Raw genomic sequence first — 22,899 nt, forward strand, 5'->3', positions numbered from 1 at the left:
GCCGGTGAGCGGTAGACGGGGGGCGAGCGCCGAAGCCACGCTCGCAGCAAGCGCTTTCCCCTCGGCAGCAAAGTAAGCGCCACGGACCTGGCCGGTCAACCATCGGGGCACGGCGGGTGGACCCGGCGGCCACCGCCCCCACCTGCGGGGGCGCCGACTGCGAAGCCCCTGTGGCGAGGCTGTCACACAGGACCGCTACCCTTCCTTTGCACACCCTTGATCACACGCGCGGCGGCCTGTTCGCCTCCGCCGCACTCTCCGATCGGCGCTTGGACTCCTTAACCTCATGTCTTGGTTTGAATCCCTCATCCTCGGACTCGTCCAGGGGCTGACCGAGTTCCTCCCCGTCTCCTCCAGCGCGCATCTGCGGCTGACCGCGGCCTTCTCGGGCTGGGAGGACCCCGGGGCCGCCTTCACGGCGATCACCCAGATCGGCACAGAGGCAGCGGTGCTGATCTACTTCCGCAAGGACATCGGGCGGATCATCTCCGCGTGGACCCGCTCGCTCTTCGACAGTTCGGTCCGCAAGAAGGACCAGGACGCCAAGATGGGCTGGCTGGTGATCGTCGGCTCGATCCCGATCGGTGTCCTGGGCGTCACGCTCAAGGACCAGATCGAGGGCCCGTTCCGCGATCTGCGGATCACCGCGACCATGCTCGTCGTGATCGGCATCGTGATCGGCATCGCCGACCGGCTGGCGGCCCGCGACGAGAAGGGCGGGCGCCACCGCGCGCCCAAGCAGCGCAAGGCGCTGGAGGACCTCGGCGTCAAGGACGGCCTGATATTCGGCCTCTGCCAGGCCTGCGCCCTCATCCCGGGCGTCTCCCGCTCCGGCGCCACCATCAGCGGCGGTCTCTTCATGGGCTACCGGCGCGAGGCGGCGGCCCGCTACTCCTTCCTCCTCGCCATCCCGGCCGTCCTGGCCTCCGGCGTCTTCGAGCTGAAGGACGCGGTGGAGGGCGGCCACGTGGACTGGGGGCCGACGGCCTTCGCGACGGTGATCGCGTTCGGCTCCGGGTACGCCGTCATCGCCTGGTTCATGAAGTACATCAGCACCAAGTCCTTCATGCCGTTCGTCTACTACCGCGTCGTCCTCGGCATCGTGATCATCGGCCTCGTCGCCATGGGCGTCCTCAGCCCGCACGCGGCGGAGTCGGCCGGCTGACCCACCGCCCGCGTTGGCCCTCACCCAGCAGCTGGCACGCGTCTCCCCGGCCTGTCTGGAGCGCTGCCGCGAGTCGGCGCTCGACACACCGGGCGCCGCACCGGGCTGGGACCCCCCGGACACCGACCTCCTCGACACGGACTGGGGGGTGTGGGGCCTCCTCTGGTACGCCCGCCGCACGGGCGTCGCCGAGGGCCTGACCGCCCCGATCGCGCGGGCCGTCGACGGCGACCCGGGCGGGGACGTCGGCTTCCTCGACCACGACGAGGTGTACGACGGCTTCGGAGATCCACCCCGGCTGCTGACGGCGCAGTCCGTGCGCGAGGTGACCCGGGCCCTGGACGGCATCGACCTCGACACCCTCCTCACCGACCTGCCCGCCTCTCCCGCCGAGGCGGCGCGGGCCTGCGGATTCCGGGGGTTCGACGGCGATGTACGGGAGTACCTCGTCCGGCACTTCCACGCACTGCGGGAGTTCTACCGCGAGGCGGCGCGGCGCGGGCTGTGCGTCGTGGTCTGGATCGACTGACGTCCCGGCGGACAGCCACCGCATCGCCGGACACGGCGAGGGCCGGGCCGGGGCCAGGCATCGCCGGGCACGGCGAGGGCCGGGCCGGGGCTACGCCGGGCCGAACCGGGCCCGGGCCGGTTGATCGATCAGCCGTGACCAAGCCCATACGGTCTGCGTAGCCGGCCGGTAGCGCGCTGTCAGTGCTTGCCCCTAGGCTTGGCCCATGTCCCCCAGTTCTGACGCCCCTGGTTCCGCGCGGTCCGCAGCCGAGTTAAACGAGCGGATCCGGGCCCTCTGGCTGCGCGCGGGCGGCTCGCTGTCGGCCACGGAGCGGGTCGAATACGAGCTGTTGGTGGTCGAGTGGGCCGAGGCGATCCGCGGCGAGGTCGTGGCGGCGGCCTGAGGCCACAGCCGCGACATGAGGCCGGGGCCCGGCCTCATGTCGGGTCCGTATGTCGAGTCCGTGGGCTTCGGCGAGACAGGCCTCCAGGTCCCGCGGAGCGCACCCGGCACATGCCGCACCCGCCGCACACGCCGCGCACCACGGCCGAGACAGCGGCGCGAGGCCTGGCCCGCCGCTCTCAGAGCCCCCGCGGCAGGCGCCAGTACTGGCGCCCCCTGCCCTCCCTGGCGGAGCACGTCCCGGCCCTGCACGACCGGGCGCGCGCCCTGGCCGCCGGCGACAGCCACCGGCGCCCGCGCGCGGTCGACACGCTCGTCTTCCGGGGCGAGGACTTCGTCGGCCTTCTCCAACGGCTCGAAGGGCGGGTCGGCGGCCGCTTCCGCGGCCTGCGGTCCTGGGGTCCTTGCGGTCCTGGGGTCCTTGCGGTCCTGCGGTCCTGCGGTCCGCCCTCCCCGCGCCGCCCGCTACGACGGTACGGCGACCCCGGCCAGCGAGTCGTCGGCCTCGGGACCCTCCCGGTCCGCAACCCCGTCGGGCCCCACGGTCGCCGCAGTCGCCGCGGGCTCCCCGGGCTCCGCCGACGGATCGGTGAGCTGTTCGCGGACGTAGTTCCAGACCACGGCGACGATCGCGGCGATCGGTACGGCGAGCAGGCTGCCCACGATGCCCGCCAGGCTGCCGCCCAGGGTGACCGCCAGCAGGATCACCGCCGCATGCAGACCGAGACCACGGCTCTGGATCATCGGCTGGAACACATTGCCCTCCAGCTGCTGCACCACGACGATGATCCCCAGCACGATCAGCGCGTCCGTGGGCCCGTTCGACACCAGCGCGATGAGAACCGCCACGAAGCCCGCGAACAGCGCGCCCACGATCGGCACGAACGCGGAAACGAAGGTCAGCACGGCCAACGGCAGCACCAACGGGATCCCCAGGACCCACAGACCGATGCCGATGAAGACGGCGTCGAGCAGCCCGACGAGCGCCTGGGAGCGCACGAACGCGCCCAGCGTGTTCCAGCCGCGCTCGGCCACGATCGGGACGTCGACGGCGAGGCGGCCGGGCAGCTGCCGGGTGAGCCACGGCAGGAACCGCGGGCCGTCCTTGAGGAAGAAGAACATCAGGAAGACCGCCAGCACCGCGGTGACCACACCGTTGACCACGGTGCCCACGCCCGTGGCGACCGCGGAGACCATGCTGCCGACGCTGCTCTGCACCCTGTCGACCGCGCTGTCGAAAGCCCCGGCGATCTGGTCGTCACCGATGTTCAGCGGCGGCCCCGAGGCCCACCCGCGCAGCCGCTGGATACCGGCCACCACCCCGTCGGTGAGTTCCCCCGACTGGGAGGCCACGGGCACCGCGATCAGCGCCAGAATGCCGCCGACGACCAGGAGGAACAACAGGGTCACGACCGACGCGGCCGGCGCGGGACGCCACCCCCACCGGCGCAGGGTACGGGTCAGGGGCCAGGTCAGCGTGGTGAGGAACAGGGCGACGACGAGCGGCCACACGACGGACCACATCCGGCCGAGTGCCCACAGCGCCACGGCGAGCATCACGAGAATCAGCAGCACGTCGATGGAGACACGCGCCGACGCGCGCAGCGCGGCACGGGTTCTCGTGGAACTCAGCTGGGCAGACATGCGGCCCACCCTATATTCGGCCAGACGTCCTATCGTTGCAGGCGGGCCACCGTCTCCTCGGCCGCCGGACACGAGCACCCCACGGGCAACAGCCCGTTCGCCCGGTCGAGTTCACCGGCGAGCACCTGACCGTGGGCAGGTCGCCGCCGTCGAGACGGTCCTCATGCCTCGGGACGCGCGATGCGCAGGGTGTCGCCTACGCTCGAAGGGAACAGGTTCCCCTGGACCGTGCGAAGCGGTCGCGGAGGTGACAGCCATGCGTGCCTCGCTGTTACAGCTGTCCGTGGACTCGTCGGAGTCCGCCGACGAGCGCCGCCACAGGGCCGCCTCGCTGGTCCGCGGCCGGGCGGGCGACGATCTCGTGGTCCTGCCGGAACTGTGGACGGCCGGCGCCTGGGCGTACGACCGCTGGGGCCACGACGCCGAAGGGGTCGACGGCCCCACCGCCGAGGTCATGTCCGCCGCCGCCCGTCGGGCCGGGGCGTGGCTGCACGCCGGATCGATCGTCGAGCGGGACGAGGACGGGACGCGGTACAACACCGCTCTCCTCTTCGACCGGGAGGGCGAGCTGCGCGGCAGCTATCGCAAGATCCATCGGTACGGCTTCGACACCGGTGAGGCGACCATGATGGGCGGCGGCGACGACATCGTCACCGTGCCCACCGACTTCGGGGTGATCGGCCTCGCCATCTGCTACGACCTCCGCTTCCCCGAACTCTTCCGGGGCCTGCTCGACGCGGGCGCGGAGCTGATCGTGGTGCCTGCCGCATGGCCCGCGGCCCGCCTCAGCCACTGGCAGCTCCTCACCCGTACGAGGGCCCTGGAGGAGCAGGTCTTCCTCCTGGCCTGCTGCGCGGTAGGCACCCACGGCGGCATGGAGCAGGGCGGACACAGCATGGTCGTCGACCCCTGGGGAACCGTCCTGGGCGCGGCCGGCACCGCACAGGAGACGGTGACGGTGGATCTCGACATGGCCGAAGTCACCCGAATCCGCACCGACCTCCCCGTGCTGCGCGACCGAGTCCTCGCCATCGCGGCCCCCGAACACCGGTGAATCGACTCCGTCCGGCCACACCCGCCCACCACCCTCATGCCGGACTGCGCAACCGTCCGACGCACTCATGTGTCTGATGTGCCATGCGGGCGATGAGGAGATGCATGACCGATCGCTGGGACGTTCCCCCCATAGGTCCGGGCGCCGCGCCCGAGAAGTGGTTGCCGCGCGTCGGCGTCGTCGGCCTCTCGCGGTCCCAGGTGTGGCGGTGGGCTGCTTCGAGGGGTTCGACGATGGCACCGAGGCCGGTGCGTTCGCCTGGGTCATGACCTTTTTCGGCGGCCTGCTGATGGGCACCGCGGCCTGGATCGGTCTGATACGCAGGCTGGATCCCGGGTCGAGGCGGGAACGTCGTCGCCGGATCGCCGTCCGACGTTCCCGGCAAGCGCCCCTGGCTGCCGTGGAACTCACCCATGCGGCCCTCCTCGCGGCCGCCGTGCGCTCCACGGCCGAGCCGGTACGGCCACGGACCCCGGCGCCCGTGGTCGACGGCCGGGGCCGATTGGCCTGGTGGCGCAACCGCGACCTGCTCGCGGCTTTCGGTCTTCCCCAGATCGCCGCCTGGACCGTGTTCACCGCGCTCGCCGGATTCGCTGGCGTGCTGCACATCTTCGGCGGAGTCACACACGGATACTTCTTCCTCGTGTGCTCGGTCGGCGGCCTGGTGGCCGTCGCGATGGAGAGCAGACTCGCCCGCGGCGTCGCCGGCGTGGCCGACAGCGAGCAGGTACGCCCGATGCGCTGGCTGCTGCTGCGCGAACCGGACGGGGGCGAGGCCTACATGGTGCTGTACCCGGCCGACGGCGATCCGGACCAGGCGCCGCCCATGCTTCTGCGGCTCGCCAAGAAGCGGCAGGCCCGACGCCTCCCGTCGGCGGGCGTCGCGGACGTCCGCGGCCTGCTGCGTCCCCGCACCGTGCTGGTCCCCTGGATCGACGGCTCACCCGTGTGGACCCGCGATCCCGTGACCGCACTCGACCTGACGACTGAGCGCGACCGAGCCCGACTGACCTACCTCAAGGGATCCGAGGCTGACGGCCGAGGTACGACGTCGTGAGTACGGACCTCACGCCTGGGGGCATCGAAAATCGGTGGTCTCCTGACCTCGCCGACACCACGCTGTAAGCCATGGAAGAACCGCACCACAGGATCCGCGCGCGCCACACGGCATCCACGATCACCGTCTACCAGGCGTACTCCCCTGAAATCGGACTGCCCGCCATCCGCGACGGCCGTTTCCCCGCCGCGTGGAAGCGGGACCGCATGACGTGGATCAAGCCCAGTTTCCTGTGGATGATGTACCGCTGCGGCTGGGGCTCGAAGGAGGGGCAGGAGACCGTCCTTGCCGTCGAGATCACTCGCGACGGCTTCGACTGGGCGCTGCGCCACGCCTGTCTGTCGGGCTACGCGCGGGGGGTCCACCCCGACCGCGCCACCTGGCAGCGTCAGTTGAAGCGCTCGCCCGCCCGGGTGCAGTGGGATCCGGAACGGGACCTGCACCTGCGACCCGTGCCGTACCGGTCCCTGCAACTCGGCCTCTCCGGCGAGGCCGCACGACGCTACGCGGACGAGTGGACGGTCGGCATCCGCGACGTGACCCCGCTCGCCCACGAGATCCACGCACTCGTCAGCGGCGGCGACCTCGGCTCGGCGGCTCGACTGCTCCCCCAGGAACGTCCCTACCCTGTCGCGGCCGAACTCCTGGATCACCTGCGTCCGGGCGAGCAGGCCGGGCGACCGGCCGTCGGTTGAGGCGGGTCGCACGGCAGCACATGCCCGCCGGGACGGGCCGCCTCAGGGGCGGCCAAGAGAACCCGGCCCGACGCCGGGTCCCCGGCTCTGCGGTTCAGTCGGTGTCGGCGCCGCACTTCGGCTCGGCGAGCGTGTCCCGCCGAGCCGTTCGTGTCGGCGGGGACGGCTGGGTGCCGTCCTGGCCGACGGGCTGGAAGTAGTGGTCCAGTGCCCAGGCGGCCACGTGGGTGCCGGCCCGGCAGCCGGCCACGTCCGCCGTGCGGGAGTGGACGCCGCCCCACACGCGGGCGTCGACGACATCCCGGTTGAGGTCGTCGGCGGACTCGTAGTACCGCGTGGTGCCGGTGACCTCGGAGGAGAGGTGGAGGTCGATGCGCGAGGTGCCGAGGACGCCGGTCAGGGCGCGTGCCACGGCAGCGGCGACGGTCGTGTGGCCGGCGATGTGGTCCGGGTGTGGCGGGGTGAGGAGCAGCGGCTCCCAGGCCGGGTCTGCCGTCGTCGCGGGGTTGCCGTCGGTGTCGGCGAGGCGGATGGCGGTGATCGGCCGCCAGGAGCCGTACTGGAGCTTGGCGTCCCACGCGGTGACGACGGCGTCGGTCGCCGACGCGTTCACCGCGGCGAACAGCCGGGCCGTGTCGGCGATCCCGAGCCGGTGCCGGGCGGCGTGGTCTCGTACGGCTGTCTGGACCTGTGCGACCAGGTTGCCGCTGAAGAAGAGGGCGGTCTCGGTCTGCTGCGCGCTCCTGCCCGAGCCGGTCTTCGCGCCCATGGCCTTCAGCTCCTGCACATCCTCGGCGTAGGCGGTCGAGGAGAGGGCGGGCGGTCCGCCGGGGCGGAACTGCCGCGGGGAGGCGAGCAGGAGCGGGCGGAGCCTGGCGAGCCAGGTGTCGATGAAGGGCTGGAACGCGGGCGGGGTGGGCCGCCAGACCCCCGGTGCCGGGGAAGCGGTGAAAGGAACGTCCGCGAACCGGCCGTCCCCTTCCCGGAGTTCGACGATGCGGGCGGCGGCGCGCCTTCCGTAGTCCACGCCCCGGTCTCTGGCCTGACCGGGCGGAAGAGCGGCGAGCGAGTCCGCGTAGGCGGTGTCGAGCCCCTCCTTGAACGCAGGGAAGTAGGTGAGCAGGACGTCGTGGGCCGCAGTGGCGGCGGCCGCCGCGGAGGATGCCTTGGCCGGACCGCGCTCGCGCCACTTGTACAGGGCGTAGCCGCCTTCGATCCCCACCACGGCGTTGTACACGGCGACGGAGACGAACCCCTCCCAGATCGCCACCTGCCCGGAGGGGCGGGGGCCGAGGCTGGTCTTGATCGTGTCGATGGCGATGGCGTTCCACTCGCGGACCACGGCCGCCGGGTCCGCCGCGGTCCGGGTGTCCGCGTCGGGGGGACCGGCCGCGGCGGTGAGCGTCACGAGGGCGGTGGCCACGGAGGCGCAGATGAACGCTCGGACACGTGAACGCGGAGGAAAGGGACGAGGGGGCTCTTGATGCACAGCGTGCTCCCTGGATCGAGTGCCCAAGGCTTAGCAACAGCCCACCGGGCGAGCAAGACAACTCGCCGTGAATCGGGCAGGTACAGGGCGCCCTCGAACGCCTCGCTGCCGGCTACCCCTCGGTGATGTGACCCCGCTCGCCGGCGAGATCCGCGCACTCGTCAGCGGGGGTGAACGGGAATCAGCGACCCGACTGCTCCCCAGGAACCGGGTGCCCCCTGGGCTACCGAATATCACCGCATGGCCCTTGGCTCGGCGGCCGTGATGCCCAACACTCGGCCCATGACGCAGCGTGTGGAGCTCGCCACCGTGATGGACCGGCTGGCCGTCGACGGACTGATCACCGACTACGCCGTGGCGGTGGACGACGGGGACTGGACGGCGTACCGGGACCTGTTCGCCCCGGACGGGCGGGCGGACTACCGGTCGGCCGGAGGGATCGAGGGCGACGCGGGGAGCGTCGCCGCCTGGCTCGCGGAGAATCTGCGGCTGTTCTCGATGCGGCAGCATCTCATCGTCAACCGCAGAATCCGTTTCGGGGATCTGGAGCAGGACACGGGCGACACGGCCCGGGTGCAGGCCGACTACGTCAATCCGATGCGGCTGGCCGGGCACGCCGACGGCTCCTCCGCGACCGCGCCGGACTTCGTCTGCGGCGGCCGCTACGCGTTCGGTCTGCTGCGGACGTACGACGGCTGGCGGCTGAGCGAGGTGGTGGTCGAGGAGAAGTGGCGCCGGATGTCCGGCTGAGCCGAAAGGCGCCCTGTCGTAGATCGTCGCGGGCGCGCACACTGGAGGCGACGGGTGGGGCAGGGAGGTGCCGTGTGAAGAGGTTCGGCGACTGGTTCACCTCCCCCTGGCGGCGTTCGGCCGTCGCGGCCCTGGCGGGCGCGCTGCCCGTGCTCGCCTTCCCCGCGCCGGCGCTGTGGTGGTGGGCGTACGTCGCGCTCGTCCCGTGGATCCTGCTGGTCCGCTCGGCGCCGACGGCGCGGCGGGCGGCGTACGACGGCTGGAGCGGCGGCATCGGCTTCATGCTCGCGATGCACCACTGGCTGCTGCCGAGCCTGCATGTGTTCACGCTGGTCATCGCCGCGCTGCTGGGTGCCCTGTGGGCGCCGTGGGCGTGGCTGGTGCGCCGCTTCCTCGGCACGGTGGCCGACGGTGTGCCCGCGCGCGGCCGGATCCTCGCCGCGCTGCTGGTCCTGCCGTCGGCCTGGCTGGCCGTCGAGCTGGTCCGTTCCTGGCAGGGGCTCGGCGGGCCGTGGGGCATGCTCGGGGCGAGCCAGTGGCAGGTGGAACCGGCGCTGAGGCTGGCCTCGGTGGGCGGGGTGTGGCTGCTGAGCTTCCTGGTGGTGGCGGTCAATGTCGCGCTGGCCGTGCTCGTCGCGGTGCCGGCGTCCCGGGTGCCGGCCGTCGCCGGGCTCGTGGCCACCGCCGCCACCGCCTCGGCCGCCTGGGTGTGGGCGCCACGCCCCGACGTCGACGGGCGGGTCAGGATCGCCGTCGTCCAGCCGGGTGTGATCGAGGGGCCGGAGCAGCGTTTCGACCGCGAGGAGCAGCTGACCCGCCGGCTGATCGGGCAGGACGTCGACCTGATCGTCTGGGGCGAGAGCAGCGTGGGCCACGATCTCTCCGACCGGCCCGATCTGGCCGACCGGCTCGCGGCGCTGTCCCGTGCGACCGGCGCCGACATCCTGGTGAACGTCGACGCCCGCCGCTCCGACCGGCCCGGCATCTACAAGAGCTCGATCCTGGTCGGACCGGACGGACCGACCGGCGCCCGGTACGACAAGATGCGGCTGGTCCCCTTCGGGGAGTACATACCGGCCCGCTCGCTCCTCGGCTGGGCGACCTCCGTCGGCAAGGCGGCCGGCGAGGACCGGCGGCGGGGCACCGGGCAGGTCGTGATGGACGCGGGTCCGGGGCTGCGGATCGGGCCGATGGTGTGTTTCGAGACGGCGTTCCCGGACATGAGCCGGCATCTGACGGACGACGGCGCGGACGTCCTGGTCGCCGAGTCGTCGACGTCCACGTTCCAGGACAGCTGGGCGCCCGAGCAGCACGCCTCGCTGGCCGCGCTGCGCGCCGCGGAGACCGGGCGGCCGTTCGTCCACGCCACGCTCACCGGTGTCTCCGCCGTCTACGGTCCGGGCGGCCACCGGATCGGCTCCTGGCTGGGCACGGACGCGAGCACCACGAGCGTGTACGACGTCCCGCTCGCCGACGGCACCACCCCGTACGTCCGCTTCGGCGACTGGCCGGTCCATCTGGCGCTGCTGGTGCTGGCCGCGCTGGGGCTCACGGAGGGGGCCCGGGCGGTCAGGCCGCGCCGGAACGCTCCCGCACCGCACGTACCACCCGCTCGCACAGCTCATGGGTCGCCAGCGCGTCCCGGGCGCTGAGCGGCTTTCCCGCACGTACGGCGTCGAGGAAGGACCCGACGGCCTGTTCGATGCCACGCTGGCGGGCCACCGGCACCCAGTCGCCGCGCCGCCGCACCGTCGGCTGGCCCTTGTGGTCGATGACCTCGGCGAGGTTGACGACCTGGCGTTTGGTGTCCTGCCCGGACACTTCGAGGATCTCCTCGTTGGACCCGCTGAGCCGGTTCATCACGCCGAGCGCCGTGAAACCGTCCCCGGAGAGCTGGAGGACCACGTGGTGCAGCAGCCCGTCCTCGACGCGGGCGCGCACGGTGACGTCGTCGACCGGGCCGGGCGCGAGGAAGCGGAGGGTGTCGACGACGTGGATGAAGTCGTCGAGGATCATCGTGCGCGGTTCCTCGGGCAGCCCGACGCGGTTCTTCTGCATCAGGATCAGCTCGCGCGGATGGTCGGCGCACTGCGCGTAGCCGGGTGCGAAACGCCGGTTGAAGCCGACGGCGAGGCTCACTCCGCGTTCCTCGGCGAGCGCCACCAGCCGCTCGGAGTCGGACAGTTCGTAGGCCAGCGGCTTGTCGACGTAGGTGGGGACGCCCGCCTCGAGGAGCCGGCCGACGATCTCCGGGTGGGCGCCGGTGGGGGCGTGCACGAAGGCCGCGTCCAGGCCGGCGGCGAGCAGCGCGTCGAGGTCCCGGTGGCGCTGCCCGGCGGGGACCCGCAGGGTGTCGGCGACCCGGTCGAGAGTGGCCGGTGTCCGGGTCTGGAGGTGCAGTTCGATGCCGGGCTGCGCGCCCAGCACCGGCAGGTACGCCTTCTGCGCGATGTCTCCGAGTCCGATACAGCCGACCTTCACGGGCGCTCCCTCACCTGGTACCGCGTGCCTCCACGGCAGCATACGGGGGCGGTGGCGGGGACCGGCCGGCGATCTCGTCGAAGCGGTGCGGTGCGGTGCGGGAACAGCGTGGGGCCGGCCGCCGCCGCGCAGGCCTCGCGCCCTCCGTCGCCGAAGCACCGGAAACCCGTGGTCCCCGCGTGCCGGAAAACCCGTGGTCCCCGCAGGCCGCTCGGGCGACGATGCGGGGATGACGAAGACGCAGCGCAGCGAGCCCGCCCAGAACGCCGACGAACGCACCATGCTGGAGGGCTGGCTGGACTACCACCGGCGGACCCTGGCCCTGAAGTGCGAGGGTCTGAGCGACGCCCAGCTCCGCACCGCCTCGGTGCCCCCTTCGGAACTGTCCCTGATGGGTCTGGTGCGGCACATGGCGGAGGTGGAGCGCGGCTGGTTCCGCAAGGTGCTCATGGCCGACGACCCGGGCCCGATCTACTTCAGCGACGAGGACCCCGACGGCGAGTTCCATCTCACCGAGAAGGACACCTGGGAGGAGGCGCACGCCACCTGGCAGGCCGAGATCGAGGCCGCCCGGCACAACGCGGCCGGCTTCGCGCTGGACGAACTCTCCCGGGGCAGGAGCAGGTTCACCGACGAGCCGTTCAACCTGCGCTGGATCTACACCCACATGATCGAGGAGTACGCCCGGCACAACGGGCACGCCGACCTGATCCGCGAGCGCGTCGACGGCTCGACCGGGGACTGAGACCGGCCCGAACCTCCCCGCCCCAGGACTGAGACCGGCCCGACGTCAGCCCCGGCGAGCGGGCTCCCTCCCTACGGGGCACGAGATCACCCGTGTGGGGCAACCTCCGCTCGTCCGCTGTTGCTCCGGTGGCCGGAACCACCAGAGTTGCGCTGGTGCAGCGAACGACGACGACTACCGCAACGCTCCTGGTCACCGTGGCCGTCTCGGCCCTCGCCGGATGCGTGACCGTCCAGCGCCCGGCCCTGCCCGCTCCGGCCGCCGCCGTGCCGTCCCAGGTGTCGGTGCCCCGGCCGGACGGGCGGTCCGGGACGCAGGTCGTGCAGGCGCCGGCCCGTGAGGCGCTGGAGATGGTGGGACCGTCCCGGAAGCCGGAGCGGCCGGCGCCCGCGCCCCGGCGGCGGCAAGCCCCTGCGGCGGCACCCGCCGAGCGCCCGCCGTCGTCCGCCCCGCGCCCCCGTCCGTCCCACCCGCACCCCCGGCCCGCGCATCCGGACGCGCGACGGCACACGGCGCCGTACGCCGAGATCCCGGATGTGGAGGAGGAGGTCCGCCGCGACGCCGATGTGTGTGCTCTCGGCAGGAAGTACGGCGGCTGGCAGGGTGACAGCCCGGAGGCGACGATCTGCGACCGGGCGTACGGGCGGTAGGGCGAAGGGCCGCGCGGGCCGACGGGCGTCAGAACGCGCCGCGCGCCGGCGGCCCCCAGTCGTCCTCGCCGGGGTCGTAACCGGAGTCGGTGCCGGGGCCGTAGCCGTAGCCAGAACCGGATCCGGAACCCGAGCCGGCTCCCGGGCCGTCCTCCCCCAGCCGCAGCTCCATCCGGCTGATCGCCGCCCGCACCCCGTCCCCGTAGCTGTCGTCGCCCAGCGCGACGGCCGCCCTGCGGGCCCTGCGGACATGGGTGCGGGCCGCCCCCGAACGTCCGAGCTTCACGTAGTCCGCGGCCAGGTTCAGATGCAGCGAGGGGTACAGGGCGCGGGCCGCCAGGGACCCCTCGTGCTCCTCCGCCGCCGTGAGCGCCCGCAGGTCCCAGGCCAGTTCGTCGAAGGGGTCGTCCTGGGTGTCGGCGAGGTAGTGGGCGAGGGTGCAGCGGTGCAGCGGGTCGCCGTCCTCGCCGACCTCCGCCCACAGATCGAGGAGACGCCGACGGGCCTCCTCGCGGTCTCCTCCGTGGTGCAGCATCACGACCTGGCCGATCCGCGTCAGCAGGGCGTCCGGCGCCCGCTGTCCTTGTCGCTCCGCCACCGCGTCCTCCTAGGTCGTGTCCGCAAAGTGGCGTCGTCTGCCCGCAGGGCAGGGCTCGCGGCGTCCGGTGCGTGCGATCGCAAGACGGAGGGTCGCCCGCGTACTGGGTGTACGCGGGTGATCCCGACAACGCGGCGAGCGAGCGTGCCGGGCGTCGCGAGCCGGACGGGACTTTGCGGACACGGCCCAGGCCGTGTCCGGACGACGCCGCGTCCTCGGGACGACGCTATCGGCAGCCACCGGCAATCCGGGTCAGGCGGCACCGGGCCGGTGCGCGGAGCGACCGGCCCGGCGGCAGTCGTCAGGCCAGGTTCGGGATCGTCCAGTCGATCGCGTCGTGGCCCTGCTGCGCCACCGCCGCGTCGATCTGGGTGAACGGGCGGGAGCCGAAGAACTTCTTCGCCGACAGCGGCGAGGGGTGGGCCCCCTTCACCACGATGTGCCGGCTCTCGTCGATCAGCGGGAGCTTCTTCTGCGCGTAGTTGCCCCACAGGACGAAGACCGCCGGGTCGGGCCGGTCGGCCACGGCGCGGATCACCGCGTCCGTGAACTTCTCCCAGCCCTTGCCCTTGTGCGAGTTCGCCTCGCCCGAGCGGACCGTGAGGACCGCGTTGAGCAGCAGCACGCCCTGCCGGGCCCACGGCATCAGATAGCCGTTGTCCGGGACGGGCGTGCCCAGCTCCTCGTGCATCTCCTTGTAGATGTTCCGCAGCGACGGCGGGATCTTCACCCCGGGGCGCACGGAGAAGCACAGGCCGTGGCCCTGGCCCTCGCCGTGGTACGGGTCCTGGCCGAGGACGAGCACCTTGACCTGGTCGTACGGCGTCGCCTCCAGGGCGGCGAACACCTCTTCGCGCGGAGGGTAGACGGGGCCCTTCGCTCGCTCCTCCTCGACGAACTCGGTCAGCTCCTTGAAGTAGGGCTGCTCCAGCTCGTCGCCCAGGACCCCGCGCCAGGTCTCGGGCAGCATGGCGATGTCGGTCACGTCAACGTCCTCCGTCGTGCGGTCACTTACCGAGCACAGAACCTACAGGCGACCACTGACAACGGGGGTGCCGAGTGGCTACCAGCTGGTCTTGCGGGACAGTTCCCACACCATCATGATCGTCGACGGGTCGAGCGACCGCTCCGCGCCGGAGAGGTCCTCGTCGACGGCGAGGTACTGCTTGCCCTGCCACAGCGGCAGCAGCCGTGCCTCGTCGACCAGGATCTGCTGGGCGTCCTCGAAGTCCTTCACCACGTTGGCGCGGTCGCTCTCCTCGCGGGAGCGCGGCAGCAGCACATCGGTGATCTCCTTCACCGGGTAGGGCGTGCCGAGCGCGTTCTGCTCGCCGACGAAGGGGGCGATGAAGTTGTCGGCGTCCGGGAAGTCCGGGGCCCAGCCGCGGCCGAAGACCGGGTACTCGCCCTTCTGGTAGCCGACCACGTAGGTGTTCCACGGGCGGCTCTTCAGGGTGACCTCGAACAGGCCGGAGCCCTCGAGCTGGCGCTTCAGCTCCTTGAACTCCAGGGCGGTGTCGGAGCCGTAGCGGTCGGTGGTGTACCAGAGGGTGAGCGGGACGGTCCCGGTGATGCCGGCGTTGGTGAGGATCTTGCGGGCCTTGGCGGGGTCCGGGTCGCCGAAGTCGTCGAAGAAGCCGGTGGTGTGGCCGGTCAGGCCCGTCGGGACCATGGAGTACAGCGGGTCGACGGTGTCCTTGTAGACCTTGTGCGCGATCGCGTCCCGGTCGACGACCTGGGCGACGGCCCGGCGGACCGCGAGCTTGTCGGACCAGGGATCCTTGGGGTTGAACACCAGGTAGTTGATGTTGCTGCCGGCGCCCTCGACGAGCTGGATGCCCTCGTTCTCGCCGCCCTTGGTCTCCAGCGCGACGATGTCGTCGGCCGCGAGTCCCTGGTAGGTGATGTCGATGTCGCCGGCGCGCAGGGCCTTGAGCATCTCGCCGGAGTCCTGGAAGTAGCGGATGGTCACCGCGTCGTTCTTGCGGTCGGCGAAGCCCTCGTAGTTGCCGTTGCGGGCGAGGACGGCCTGCTTGCCCTCGTCGTACGACTCCAGCCGGTACGGTCCGGAGCCGACGATGCCGGAGTCCTTGCGCAGGGCGTCCGCGGGGTAGTCGTCGGGGTCGACGAGGGACATGCCGGGGGTGGCGAGGACGAACGGGAAGGTGGCGTCGGACTTGTTGAGCTTGAACGTCACTTCACGGTCGCCGGACGTCGCGACGCTGTCCAGGCTGCCGAGCAGTCCTGCGGGGCCGGTCTCGGCGTTGATCTTCTTGATCCGGTCGATCGAGTACTTGACCGCCTTGGCGTCGATCGGGTCGCCGTTGGAGAACTTCAGGCCCTCGCGCAGTTCGCAGCGGTAGACGCGGCTGGAGCCGTCGGTGAACTTGCAGCTCTCGGCGGCGTCCGGCTGGGGCGTGGTCGCGCCGTTCGGGTAGGACAGCAGCGTCTGGTAGATGTTGCGGAACAGCTCCCAGGAGCCGTCCCAGGCCGCCGCGGGGTCCAACGTACTGGGGGCGCTGGTGGTGCCCACGACGATCGGTCCCGCCTCGTCGGAGCCCTCGTCGCCGAGAAGACCGCATCCGCTCACCAGGGATATGGACACGATCGCCGCTATGTGATGCAAGGATCGGTTCCGGTTGAACACGCGCACGCTCCTCGATAAGCCATGCCAAGGGTTGGCAGACCATACCGCAGCACTCGGGGACCTGAACCCGTGCCCGGTACACGTTTTTGATCACCTTCGCGGTGACGACGTTGTCATGCCGGGAGTGCCCGATTTACGCAGACACGGGCGCCGCTTCCGTCCAGGAAGCGGCGCCCGCGGAGTGAGACGACGGTGCCGGTCAGCCGACGCCCGCGTTGAGGAAGATGCCGCCGTCGACGACGAGCGTCTGGCCGGTGATCCAGTCCGACTGCTCGGAGGTGAGGAACGCGGCGGTGCCGCCGATGTCGGCGGGAACGCCGAGCCGGGCCAGCGGGTAGGCGGCGGCCGCCTCCTCCTCCCGACCCTCGTACAGGGCCTGGGCGAACTTGGTCTTCACCACGGCCGGGGCGATCGCGTTGACCCGCACCTTCGGGGCGAACTCGTGCGCCAGCTGCTGGGTCAGGTTGATCATCGCGGCCTTGCTGACGCCGTACGCGCCGATGAACGGCGAGGCCGACAGGCCGGCGACGGAGGCGATGTTGACGATCGCGCCGCCGTTGTCCTTCTGCCAGGCGTGCCAGGTCCGCTGGGCGAAGCCGAGGGCGGAGACCACGTTGGTCTCGAAGACCTTGCGGGCCACGTCCAGGTCGAGGTCGGCGATCGGCCCGAACACGGGGTTCGTACCGGCGTTGTTGACCAGGTAGTCGACGCGGCCGAAGGCCTCCATCGTGCGGGCGACGGCCGCGGCCTGGTGCTCGGGGTCGTGCGCCTTGCCGGCGACGCCGATGACCCGGTCGGCGCCGAGCTGCTCGACGGCCTCCTTGAGGGCGTCCTCGCCCCGGCCGGTGATGCAGACGCGGTCACCGCGGGCGACCAGCGCCTCGGCGACGCCGTAGCCGATGCCCCGGCTGGCGCCGGTGACGAGGGCGACCTTGCCGGAGAGTGCGGGCAGTTCAGTCATGTTCGTGATCCCAGTGGTCGTAGGGCCTGTCCCGGCCTGCTAGTCGAGCGGTCCGCCGGCGACGTACAGCACCTGGCCGGAGACGAAGCCGGCGGCCTCGTCGGTGAAGAAGGCGATCGCGTTGGCGATGTCCTCGGGCTCGCCGACGCGGGCCACGGGGATCTGGGTGGCGGCCGCGGCCTTGAACTCCTCGAAGCCCATGCCGACCCGGGCGGCGGTGGTGGCGGTCATGTCGGTGGCGATGAAGCCGGGGGCGACGGCGTTGGCGGTGATGCCGAACTTGCCCAGCTCGATGGCGAGGGTCTTGGTGAAGCCCTGGAGTCCGGCCTTGGCTGCGGAGTAGTTGGCCTGGCCGCGGTTGCCGAGCGCCGAGGACGACGACAGGTTGACGATCCGGCCGAAGCCCGCGTCGACCATGTGCTTCTGGATGGCCTTGCTCATGAGGAACGAGCCGCGCAGGTGCACGCCCAGCACGGTGTCCCAGTCGGCGACGCTCATCTTGAACAGCAGGTTGTCGCGGAGCACGCCCGCGTTGTTGACGAGGATGGTCGGCGCGCCCAGCTCCTCGACGACGCGCGCGATCGCCGCCTCGACCTGGGCCTCGTCGGAGACGTCGGCGCCGACCGCGATCGCCCGGCCGCCGGCCGCGGTGATCTTCTCCACGGTGTCCTTGCAGGCGGCCTCGTCGAGGTCGATCACGGCGACCGCGCGGCCCTCGGCGGCCAGCCGTACGGCGGTGGCGGCGCCGATGCCCCGCGCCCCGCCGGTGACGACCGCGACCCGCTGTTCAGTGGTGGACATTGATGTGTCTCCTCGCCCTTGAGAGAACCGGTGATCTGGTGAGCGACCGCTTAGTACCTTCGCCCCGTGACGCTAGAAGCCCTGGCACCCGGTGTCAACGCCACACGGCGCCGGTGTGATCCATTACCTGACCAGCAGGTCCAGCAACCGCTCGGTCTCGGCCGCCGGATCGGTGGTGAGCCCGGTGTGCACCGGCCCCGGCTGCACCACCGTGGAGCGGGGCGCGACCAGCCAGCGAAAGCGCCGCCCCGGGTCGTCCCCCGCCGCCTGACCGGCCGCCGCGCCGCCGCCGCAGACACCCTCGACGGCCCGCAGCGCGGCCCGCACCCCGGCCACGTCCGCCCGCGGGTCCAGCGCCAGCAGCCGCGCCTCGTCGAGGTGGGTGCGGGCACCGACGTAGGCCTGGGCGCGGCAGTACACGAGGACGCCCGCGTTGATGCACTCACCGCGTTCGACGCGCGGCACGACGCGCAGCACGGCGTACTCGAAGACGTCCCGTTCGTTGACCTCGCTCGCGCGGATGATGTGACGCTCGTTCACTTGGTCCCCTTGATGCGTGCGTGGATGTCGGCGGCGCGGGCGAGGAGGGGGGCCGCGTAGGCGCGCCGCAGCGCGTCCGGGGTGTCGAAGCCGGGTTCGTCCCTGAGCCAGACGTCGGGGATCTCGGCGGTGACCTCGGCGAGCAGTTCGGCGGTGACCAGCGGGGCCAGCTGCGCGGCGGCCGCCGCGACGTCGGGCGCGAAGGGCGCGAGGGCGTGGTCGGAGGCGTCGTAGGGGCGGGCCGCGGAGGTCGGCGCGGTGGGCCAGTTGTGCTGCCAGATCATGGTGGCGCCGTGGTCGATGAGCCACAGGTCGCCGCCGTGCACCAGCAGGTTGGGGTTGCGCCAGGAGCGGTCGACGTTGTTCACCAGCGCGTCGAACCAGACGATCCGGCCGGCCTCCTCGGGGCTCACCGCGAAGGCGAGCGGGTCGAAGCCGAGGGCGCCGGAGAGGAAGTCCATCCCGAGGTTGGTGCCCCCGCTCGCCCGCAACAGGTCCTGGACCTGCTGTTCGGGTTCGCCGAGCCCCAGTACCGGGTCGAGGGCGACGGTCACAAGACGGGGCATCCGCAGGCCCAGCCGGCGGGCGAGTTCACCGCAGACGACCTCGGCGACGAGGGTCTTGCGGCCCTGCCCCGCGCCGGTGAACTTGAGGACGTAGGTCCCGAGATCGTCGGCCTCGACGAGCCCCGGCAGTGAGCCGCCCTCCCGCAGGGGCGTGATGAAGCGGGTGGCGGTGACTTCCTTGAGCATCGCCCCAGGTTACTGGCGCCGGGCGGGCCGGCGTCGACAGCTCGGCGACAGCTCTGGCTTACGCGGGCCCGACCTCGAACCGGTCAATATCTCGACACTGTCCGGACTTGGCGTCGCCGCTGAACGAGCGGCGCCCACGGCCCGTACCACTTGACAGATCCAGCCCCCCTGGAAGGGAACCTCAGCATGACCAGCGCATCGATCGAACCCTCGTCGGGACCCGCCCGTCGTACCGTCGTGACGGCCGCCGGAGTCGCGGGACTCGCCGTCGCGCTGACCGCGTGCGGAGGCTCCGACGACAGCTCCGACGCGTCGGCGTCGTCCGGCGGTTCCTCGGGCGGCACCGGCTCGACCGGCGGCACCGAATCCGCGAGCAGCGGCGGCACGGGCGGCGGGGACAACGCCGCGGCCGGGGCCGCGCTCGCCAGCACCGCCGACATCCCCGAGGGCGGCGGCAAGGTCTTCGATGCCGAGAAGGTGGTCGTCGTCCAGCCGACCGCGGGCACGTACAAGGCGTTCTCGGCCGTGTGCACCCACGCGGGCTGCGGGGTGAAGAGCGTCGCGGACGGGGTCATCAACTGCCCCTGTCACCAGAGCAACTTCTCGATCGAGGACGGCAGCGTGAAGAGCGGTCCGGCCACGAAGTCGCTGCCCGAGGTGAAGATCACCGTCAGCGGCGACTCGATCACGCTGGCCTGACGCCGGGCGGCCGAAGGCACGTCAGCACCTCGTCCGTGGTCGCGACCGTGGCGACCAACGCGAGGGTGTGACGGATCATCGCGGGGGTGTAGTCGGCGGGCACCCCCGCGATGGCGTCCGACGGCACGACGGCCGCGTAGCCGCGGTTGACCGCGTCGAAGACGGTGTTGGGGATCGCCACGTTGGCGGAGACCCCGGCGACGACGAGTGTGCGGCAGCCGAGGTTGCGCAGCAGCGCGTCGACGTCGGTGCCCTGGATCGGCGACAGGCCGTGCAGCCGGCGTACGACGAGGTCCTGCTCGGCGACCTCGATCGGGGGCGCCACGCGGACCGCGGGGGTGCCGGTGAGCTGCTGGACGGGGAGGCGCGCGGCGGCGCGGAAGAGGCGCGCGTTGCGGTTCGCGCCCCGGCCGTCGGGGCGGCGTTCGGCGACGGCGTGGATCACCTGGATCCCGGCCGCGTGCGCGGCGGCGACCAGTCTGGCCACATTGGCGAGGGCCCCCGACTCCCTTGCCTCGTGGGCCAGTTGAGGCAGGGCGGCGTTCGGTCCGACGACGCCCTGCTGGCACTCCACCGTGATCAGGACGGTGGCGGCGGGTTCGAGGAGGGCACTCAGCTCTTCGGACGACGGCACGGATCCCCCTGGTGTCGGTGCGGACCGGGCGGTGACACTAACCGCCATTGCGCCGAGAAGGAAGAAGTCCCATCCTTTTCTGACGGGACGTCAGAAAAGCAGTACCGAAGAACAATGAAGAGGGGGCCGGATGACCGTCACGCAGCGCCGGGGCCGGAAGATCATGATGACGCCTGGCGAGCTGGACTCGTTCCTCACCACCCAGCGCACCTGCCGGGTGGCCACCGTGTCCGCCGAGGGCGCCCCGCACGTGAGCGCCCTGTGGTACCTGTGGGACGGCAGCGCGCTCTGGCTGTACTCGGTCGTCCGCAGCAAGCGCTGGACGCAGCTGCTGCGCGATCCGCGGGTCGCGATCGTGGTCGACACGGGCGAGGAGTACGACTCGCTGCGGGGTGTCGAGCTGTCCGGCGCCGTGGAGTTCGTGGGCGAGGCCCCGCGCACCGGGGAGCTGTGCGCCGAACTCGACGCCGTGGAAACGCTGTTCGCCCGCAAGAACTTCGGCCTGGACGCCATGCCGCACGACGGACGGCACGCCTGGGTGCGGCTGCGCCCCGAGAAGATCGTCTCCTGGGACTTCCGCAAGCTCGGCGACCAGTAGCCCCGGACCGCACCGCCGGCCCCGGCCCGTACCCGCCGGCGACCGGGAGACCCCGACCGGAGTCAGCCCAGGCCGTCGGCCGCCGACTTCAGCGCCTCGACCGCCGCCCGGATCGACGGACGGCGGTCGGCGTCCGCCCGCCACACGACGTAGACGTGCCGGCGCACCCGCTGCCGGAGCGGGACCGTCACGACCCCCTCCGGCACCGGGTGCCGGCCCAGCAGGGGCGCGATGCAGACCCCCAGCCCGGCGGCGACCAGACCCAGTTGGGTGTGCGTCTCGGCGGCCCGGTGACCGACGATCGGTTCGATGCCGCGCGAGCGCAGCGTGAACATCAGCCACTCGTGGCAGAACTCGCCCTCGCCCCAGGTGATCCACTCGTCCTCGGCGAACTCCCCCAGGTCCACCTCGTCCCGGCCCGCGAGTCGGTGCCCGGCCGGCATCGCCACCTCGGCGGGATCGTCGAGGACGGGCGCCTTGACCAGGCCGTCGGGCACGGGCATCGGCTTGTTGTACCAGTCGAGGACGACCGCCAGGTCCAGGTCGCCGCGGACGACCCCGGCGATGCCGCGCTCCGGCTCCAGCTCGCACGAGCGCAGCCGCAGCCCGGGGTGGTCCTTGCGCAGCGCGGCGAGCGCGGCGGGGAACAGGCCGCGCGCCGCCGTCGGGAACGCCGACAGCCTCAGCTCCCCCACCACCTGCCCGCGCTGGGCCTCCAGATCGGACTGGGCCAGCTCGACCTGGGACAGGATCCGGGACGCGTGCTGGGCGAGCAGCCGCCCCGCGTCCGTCAGCCGCACCCCGCGCCCGTGCCGGGCCAGCAGTTGCTGCCCGACCTCCCGCTCCAGCTTGGCCATCTGCTGGGAGACCGCCGACGTGGTGATGTGCAGCCCCACGGCGGCCCCGCTGACCGAGCCGTGCCGGGCGAGGGCATCGAGGGTGCGCAGGCGCTCCAGGTTCAACATGTAAGCAATGCTACGAGGTATCCCATGGAAATTCTCGATTGTGCTACGAGATCTATCGCGGCATCGTGGGGACCATGACCACCGCCACCTCCATCGCCACCACCACCCGGGACCCCCTCGGGACCGGCGCCCGCCCCCACCGCACCCTCGACTGGCGGCTGCGCTTCGGCGCCCTGTCCCTGATCTGGGGCTTCAGCTTTCTGCTGATCAAGGTGGGCACGAACGGCTACGCCCCCTTCCAGGTCACCCTGGGCAGGCTGGTGTTCGGTACGGCGGTGCTGGCGGCCGCGATGGCGGTGAAGCGGGAGCGGCTGCCGCGCGGGATACGCACCTGGGCCCATCTGACGGTCGCCGCGTTCCTGCTGAACGCCCTGCCGTTCTCCCTGTTCGCCTACGCCGAGCTGACCATCCCGTCCACGCTGGCCGGCATCTGCAACGCGACCTCCCCGCTGTGGGGCATGGCCCTCTCCGTCGTCGCGCTCTCCGAGGACCGGCCCACCCGGCTCCGGGTGGCGGGCCTGGGCCTGGGCTTCCTCGGCGTCCTGACCGTCCTGGGCGCCTGGCAGGGCTTCCACGGCCTGGACGCCCGGGGCACGGCGATGGCCCTGCTGGCCTCGCTGAGCTACCCGATCGGCTGGATCCACGTCCGCCGCACCCTGGCCGGTACCGGCTCCTCGGCCCTGTCGATGACCGGCGCCCAGCTCTTCCTCGGCACACTCCAACTCGCCGTGGTCACCCCGCTGTTCACCTCCTTCCCGAGCCGCTTCCCGCTCGTCCCGCTGCTCGCGATCGCCGCGCTCGGCGCGCTCGGCACGGGGCTGGCGGTGCTGATCCAGTACGGCCTGGTCGCCGAGGTCGGGCCGACCACCGCGCAGATGGTCACGTACTTCATCCCGGTCATCGCCACCGGGGCGGGGGTCGCCCTGCTGGGCGAGTCGCTTCGCTGGAGCACACCGGTGGGGGCGGTGATCGTTCTCGCGGGGGCGGCGCTGACGCAGGCCAGAGGCAAGTCGTCGACGTGACGCCCCAGACCTGACTCCCCCGACGTGACGCCCCAGACC

26 protein-coding genes are annotated in these 22,899 nt (G+C 71.9%); 13 read left to right on the forward strand and 13 right to left on the reverse strand.

What is annotated here, in order from left to right:
- The first annotated feature begins 286 nt into the window (after nt 1-286).
- The 3 genes from IE275_RS26840 (at nt 287) to IE275_RS26850 (ending at nt 2,079) form a co-directional block, all read left to right on the forward strand.
- Entirely contained in the window at nt 287-1,165 is an 879-nt protein-coding gene (locus IE275_RS26840; protein ID WP_189713979.1) for an undecaprenyl-diphosphate phosphatase, read from the forward strand.
- Nucleotides 1,166-1,178: 13 nt separating this feature from the next.
- Nucleotides 1,179-1,694 carry a DUF1877 family protein gene (locus IE275_RS26845; RefSeq protein ID WP_189713980.1) on the forward strand — a complete coding sequence of 172 codons (516 nt, stop codon included), beginning with the start codon at nt 1,179-1,181 and terminating at the stop codon, nt 1,692-1,694.
- A 205-nt stretch (nt 1,695-1,899) separates the two neighbouring features.
- The gene (locus tag IE275_RS26850) at nt 1,900-2,079 is read left to right on the forward strand and encodes a hypothetical protein (RefSeq protein ID WP_189713981.1); all 180 of its coding nucleotides are present in this window, start codon (nt 1,900-1,902) and stop codon (nt 2,077-2,079) included.
- Between the two features lie 464 nt (nt 2,080-2,543).
- Here the strand turns inward: IE275_RS26850 and IE275_RS26855 are convergent, their stop codons facing one another.
- Nucleotides 2,544-3,722 (reverse strand): AI-2E family transporter, encoded by a 1,179-nt coding sequence (locus IE275_RS26855; RefSeq protein WP_189713982.1) that lies wholly within the window; start codon nt 3,720-3,722, stop codon nt 2,544-2,546.
- Between the two features lie 256 nt (nt 3,723-3,978).
- On the opposite strand from IE275_RS26855, the gene IE275_RS26860 reads away from it, so the two are divergent.
- Nucleotides 3,979-4,776 carry a carbon-nitrogen family hydrolase gene (locus IE275_RS26860; RefSeq protein ID WP_189713983.1) on the forward strand — a complete coding sequence of 266 codons (798 nt, stop codon included), beginning with the start codon at nt 3,979-3,981 and terminating at the stop codon, nt 4,774-4,776.
- A gap of 34 nt (nt 4,777-4,810) precedes the next feature.
- Here IE275_RS26860 and IE275_RS26865 read toward each other — a convergent pair whose 3' ends face one another.
- Nucleotides 4,811-5,191, reverse strand: a complete 381-nt coding sequence (locus IE275_RS26865; protein ID WP_189713984.1) for a hypothetical protein — start codon at nt 5,189-5,191, stop codon at nt 4,811-4,813.
- On the opposite strand from IE275_RS26865, the gene IE275_RS26870 reads away from it, so the two are divergent.
- Both IE275_RS26870 and IE275_RS26875 read left to right on the forward strand, forming a co-directional pair.
- A complete protein-coding gene (locus IE275_RS26870) occupies nt 5,177-5,833 on the forward strand; it encodes a hypothetical protein (RefSeq protein ID WP_189713985.1) in 657 nt (218 codons plus the stop codon). The genes IE275_RS26865 and IE275_RS26870 overlap by 15 nt on opposite strands.
- A gap of 71 nt (nt 5,834-5,904) precedes the next feature.
- A complete protein-coding gene (locus tag IE275_RS26875) occupies nt 5,905-6,528 on the forward strand; it encodes a DUF4291 domain-containing protein (protein ID WP_189713986.1) in 624 nt (207 codons plus the stop codon).
- Nucleotides 6,529-6,622: 94 nt separating this feature from the next.
- On the opposite strand, the gene IE275_RS26880 is transcribed toward IE275_RS26875, so the two are convergent.
- Entirely contained in the window at nt 6,623-7,951 is a 1,329-nt protein-coding gene (locus IE275_RS26880) for a vanadium-dependent haloperoxidase (RefSeq protein ID WP_189713987.1), read from the reverse strand.
- 348 nt (nt 7,952-8,299) lie between these two features.
- On the opposite strand from IE275_RS26880, the gene IE275_RS26885 reads away from it, so the two are divergent.
- Both IE275_RS26885 and lnt read left to right on the forward strand, forming a co-directional pair.
- Nucleotides 8,300-8,767, forward strand: a complete 468-nt coding sequence (locus IE275_RS26885) for a nuclear transport factor 2 family protein (RefSeq protein ID WP_189713988.1) — start codon at nt 8,300-8,302, stop codon at nt 8,765-8,767.
- 74 nt (nt 8,768-8,841) lie between these two features.
- Nucleotides 8,842-10,419, forward strand: coding sequence for an apolipoprotein N-acyltransferase (gene lnt / locus IE275_RS26890; protein ID WP_189713989.1), 1,578 nt, complete (start codon nt 8,842-8,844; stop codon nt 10,417-10,419).
- Here the strand turns inward: lnt and IE275_RS26895 are convergent.
- Nucleotides 10,337-11,248 carry a Gfo/Idh/MocA family protein gene (locus tag IE275_RS26895; protein ID WP_189713990.1) on the reverse strand — a complete coding sequence of 304 codons (912 nt, stop codon included), beginning with the start codon at nt 11,246-11,248 and terminating at the stop codon, nt 10,337-10,339. The genes lnt and IE275_RS26895 overlap by 83 nt on opposite strands.
- Nucleotides 11,249-11,477: 229 nt before the next feature.
- On the opposite strand from IE275_RS26895, the gene IE275_RS26900 reads away from it, so the two are divergent.
- Nucleotides 11,478-11,993, forward strand: coding sequence for a DinB family protein (locus IE275_RS26900; protein ID WP_189713991.1), 516 nt, complete (start codon nt 11,478-11,480; stop codon nt 11,991-11,993).
- Between the two features lie 152 nt (nt 11,994-12,145).
- The gene (locus IE275_RS26905) at nt 12,146-12,643 is read left to right on the forward strand and encodes a hypothetical protein (protein WP_229870603.1); all 498 of its coding nucleotides are present in this window, start codon (nt 12,146-12,148) and stop codon (nt 12,641-12,643) included.
- A 28-nt stretch (nt 12,644-12,671) separates the two neighbouring features.
- Here IE275_RS26905 and IE275_RS26910 read toward each other — a convergent pair whose 3' ends face one another.
- The 7 genes from IE275_RS26910 to IE275_RS26940 all read right to left on the reverse strand — a co-directional run bounded on the left by IE275_RS26910 (nt 12,672) and on the right by IE275_RS26940 (nt 18,942).
- A complete protein-coding gene (locus IE275_RS26910) occupies nt 12,672-13,241 on the reverse strand; it encodes a hypothetical protein (protein ID WP_189713992.1) in 570 nt (189 codons plus the stop codon).
- Nucleotides 13,242-13,542: 301 nt separating this feature from the next.
- The gene (gene ung, locus IE275_RS26915) at nt 13,543-14,226 is read right to left on the reverse strand and encodes a uracil-DNA glycosylase (protein WP_189713993.1); all 684 of its coding nucleotides are present in this window, start codon (nt 14,224-14,226) and stop codon (nt 13,543-13,545) included.
- Between the two features lie 78 nt (nt 14,227-14,304).
- On the reverse strand, nt 14,305-15,894 hold the full coding sequence (locus IE275_RS26920; RefSeq protein WP_189713994.1) for an ABC transporter substrate-binding protein: 1,590 nt from the start codon (nt 15,892-15,894) through the stop codon (nt 14,305-14,307).
- Nucleotides 15,895-16,087: 193 nt separating this feature from the next.
- Nucleotides 16,088-16,849 carry an SDR family oxidoreductase gene (locus tag IE275_RS26925; protein ID WP_189713995.1) on the reverse strand — a complete coding sequence of 254 codons (762 nt, stop codon included), beginning with the start codon at nt 16,847-16,849 and terminating at the stop codon, nt 16,088-16,090.
- 39 nt (nt 16,850-16,888) lie between these two features.
- Entirely contained in the window at nt 16,889-17,650 is a 762-nt protein-coding gene (gene fabG / locus IE275_RS26930; RefSeq protein WP_189713996.1) for a 3-oxoacyl-ACP reductase FabG, read from the reverse strand.
- Nucleotides 17,651-17,773: 123 nt separating this feature from the next.
- Nucleotides 17,774-18,190, reverse strand: coding sequence for a DUF3037 domain-containing protein (locus IE275_RS26935; RefSeq protein WP_189713997.1), 417 nt, complete (start codon nt 18,188-18,190; stop codon nt 17,774-17,776).
- Entirely contained in the window at nt 18,187-18,942 is a 756-nt protein-coding gene (locus IE275_RS26940; protein ID WP_189713998.1) for a HipA family kinase, read from the reverse strand. The genes IE275_RS26935 and IE275_RS26940 overlap by 4 nt, the downstream gene beginning before the upstream one ends.
- Nucleotides 18,943-19,128: 186 nt before the next feature.
- Between IE275_RS26940 and IE275_RS26945 the strand changes: the two genes are divergently transcribed.
- Complete coding sequence (locus IE275_RS26945) at nt 19,129-19,641, forward strand: Rieske (2Fe-2S) protein (protein WP_189713999.1); 513 nt, start codon at nt 19,129-19,131, stop codon at nt 19,639-19,641.
- Here IE275_RS26945 and IE275_RS26950 read toward each other — a convergent pair.
- A complete protein-coding gene (locus tag IE275_RS26950; protein ID WP_189714000.1) occupies nt 19,628-20,275 on the reverse strand; it encodes a cysteine hydrolase family protein in 648 nt (215 codons plus the stop codon). The genes IE275_RS26945 and IE275_RS26950 overlap by 14 nt on opposite strands.
- Nucleotides 20,276-20,405: 130 nt before the next feature.
- Here IE275_RS26950 and IE275_RS26955 point away from each other — a divergent pair, with 130 nt between their 5' ends.
- Entirely contained in the window at nt 20,406-20,873 is a 468-nt protein-coding gene (locus IE275_RS26955) for a pyridoxamine 5'-phosphate oxidase family protein (protein WP_189714001.1), read from the forward strand.
- A gap of 62 nt (nt 20,874-20,935) precedes the next feature.
- Here IE275_RS26955 and IE275_RS26960 read toward each other — a convergent pair whose 3' ends face one another.
- Nucleotides 20,936-21,838, reverse strand: coding sequence for a LysR family transcriptional regulator (locus tag IE275_RS26960; RefSeq protein WP_189714002.1), 903 nt, complete (start codon nt 21,836-21,838; stop codon nt 20,936-20,938).
- Nucleotides 21,839-21,876: 38 nt separating this feature from the next.
- On the opposite strand from IE275_RS26960, the gene IE275_RS26965 reads away from it, so the two are divergent.
- On the forward strand, nt 21,877-22,860 hold the full coding sequence (locus tag IE275_RS26965; RefSeq protein WP_373299287.1) for a DMT family transporter: 984 nt from the start codon (nt 21,877-21,879) through the stop codon (nt 22,858-22,860).
- The last annotated feature ends 39 nt before the right edge of the window (nt 22,861-22,899 follow it).

It is taken from the genome of Streptomyces phaeofaciens, from assembly GCF_014648915.1.
Classification (GTDB): domain Bacteria; phylum Actinomycetota; class Actinomycetes; order Streptomycetales; family Streptomycetaceae; genus Streptomyces; species Streptomyces phaeofaciens.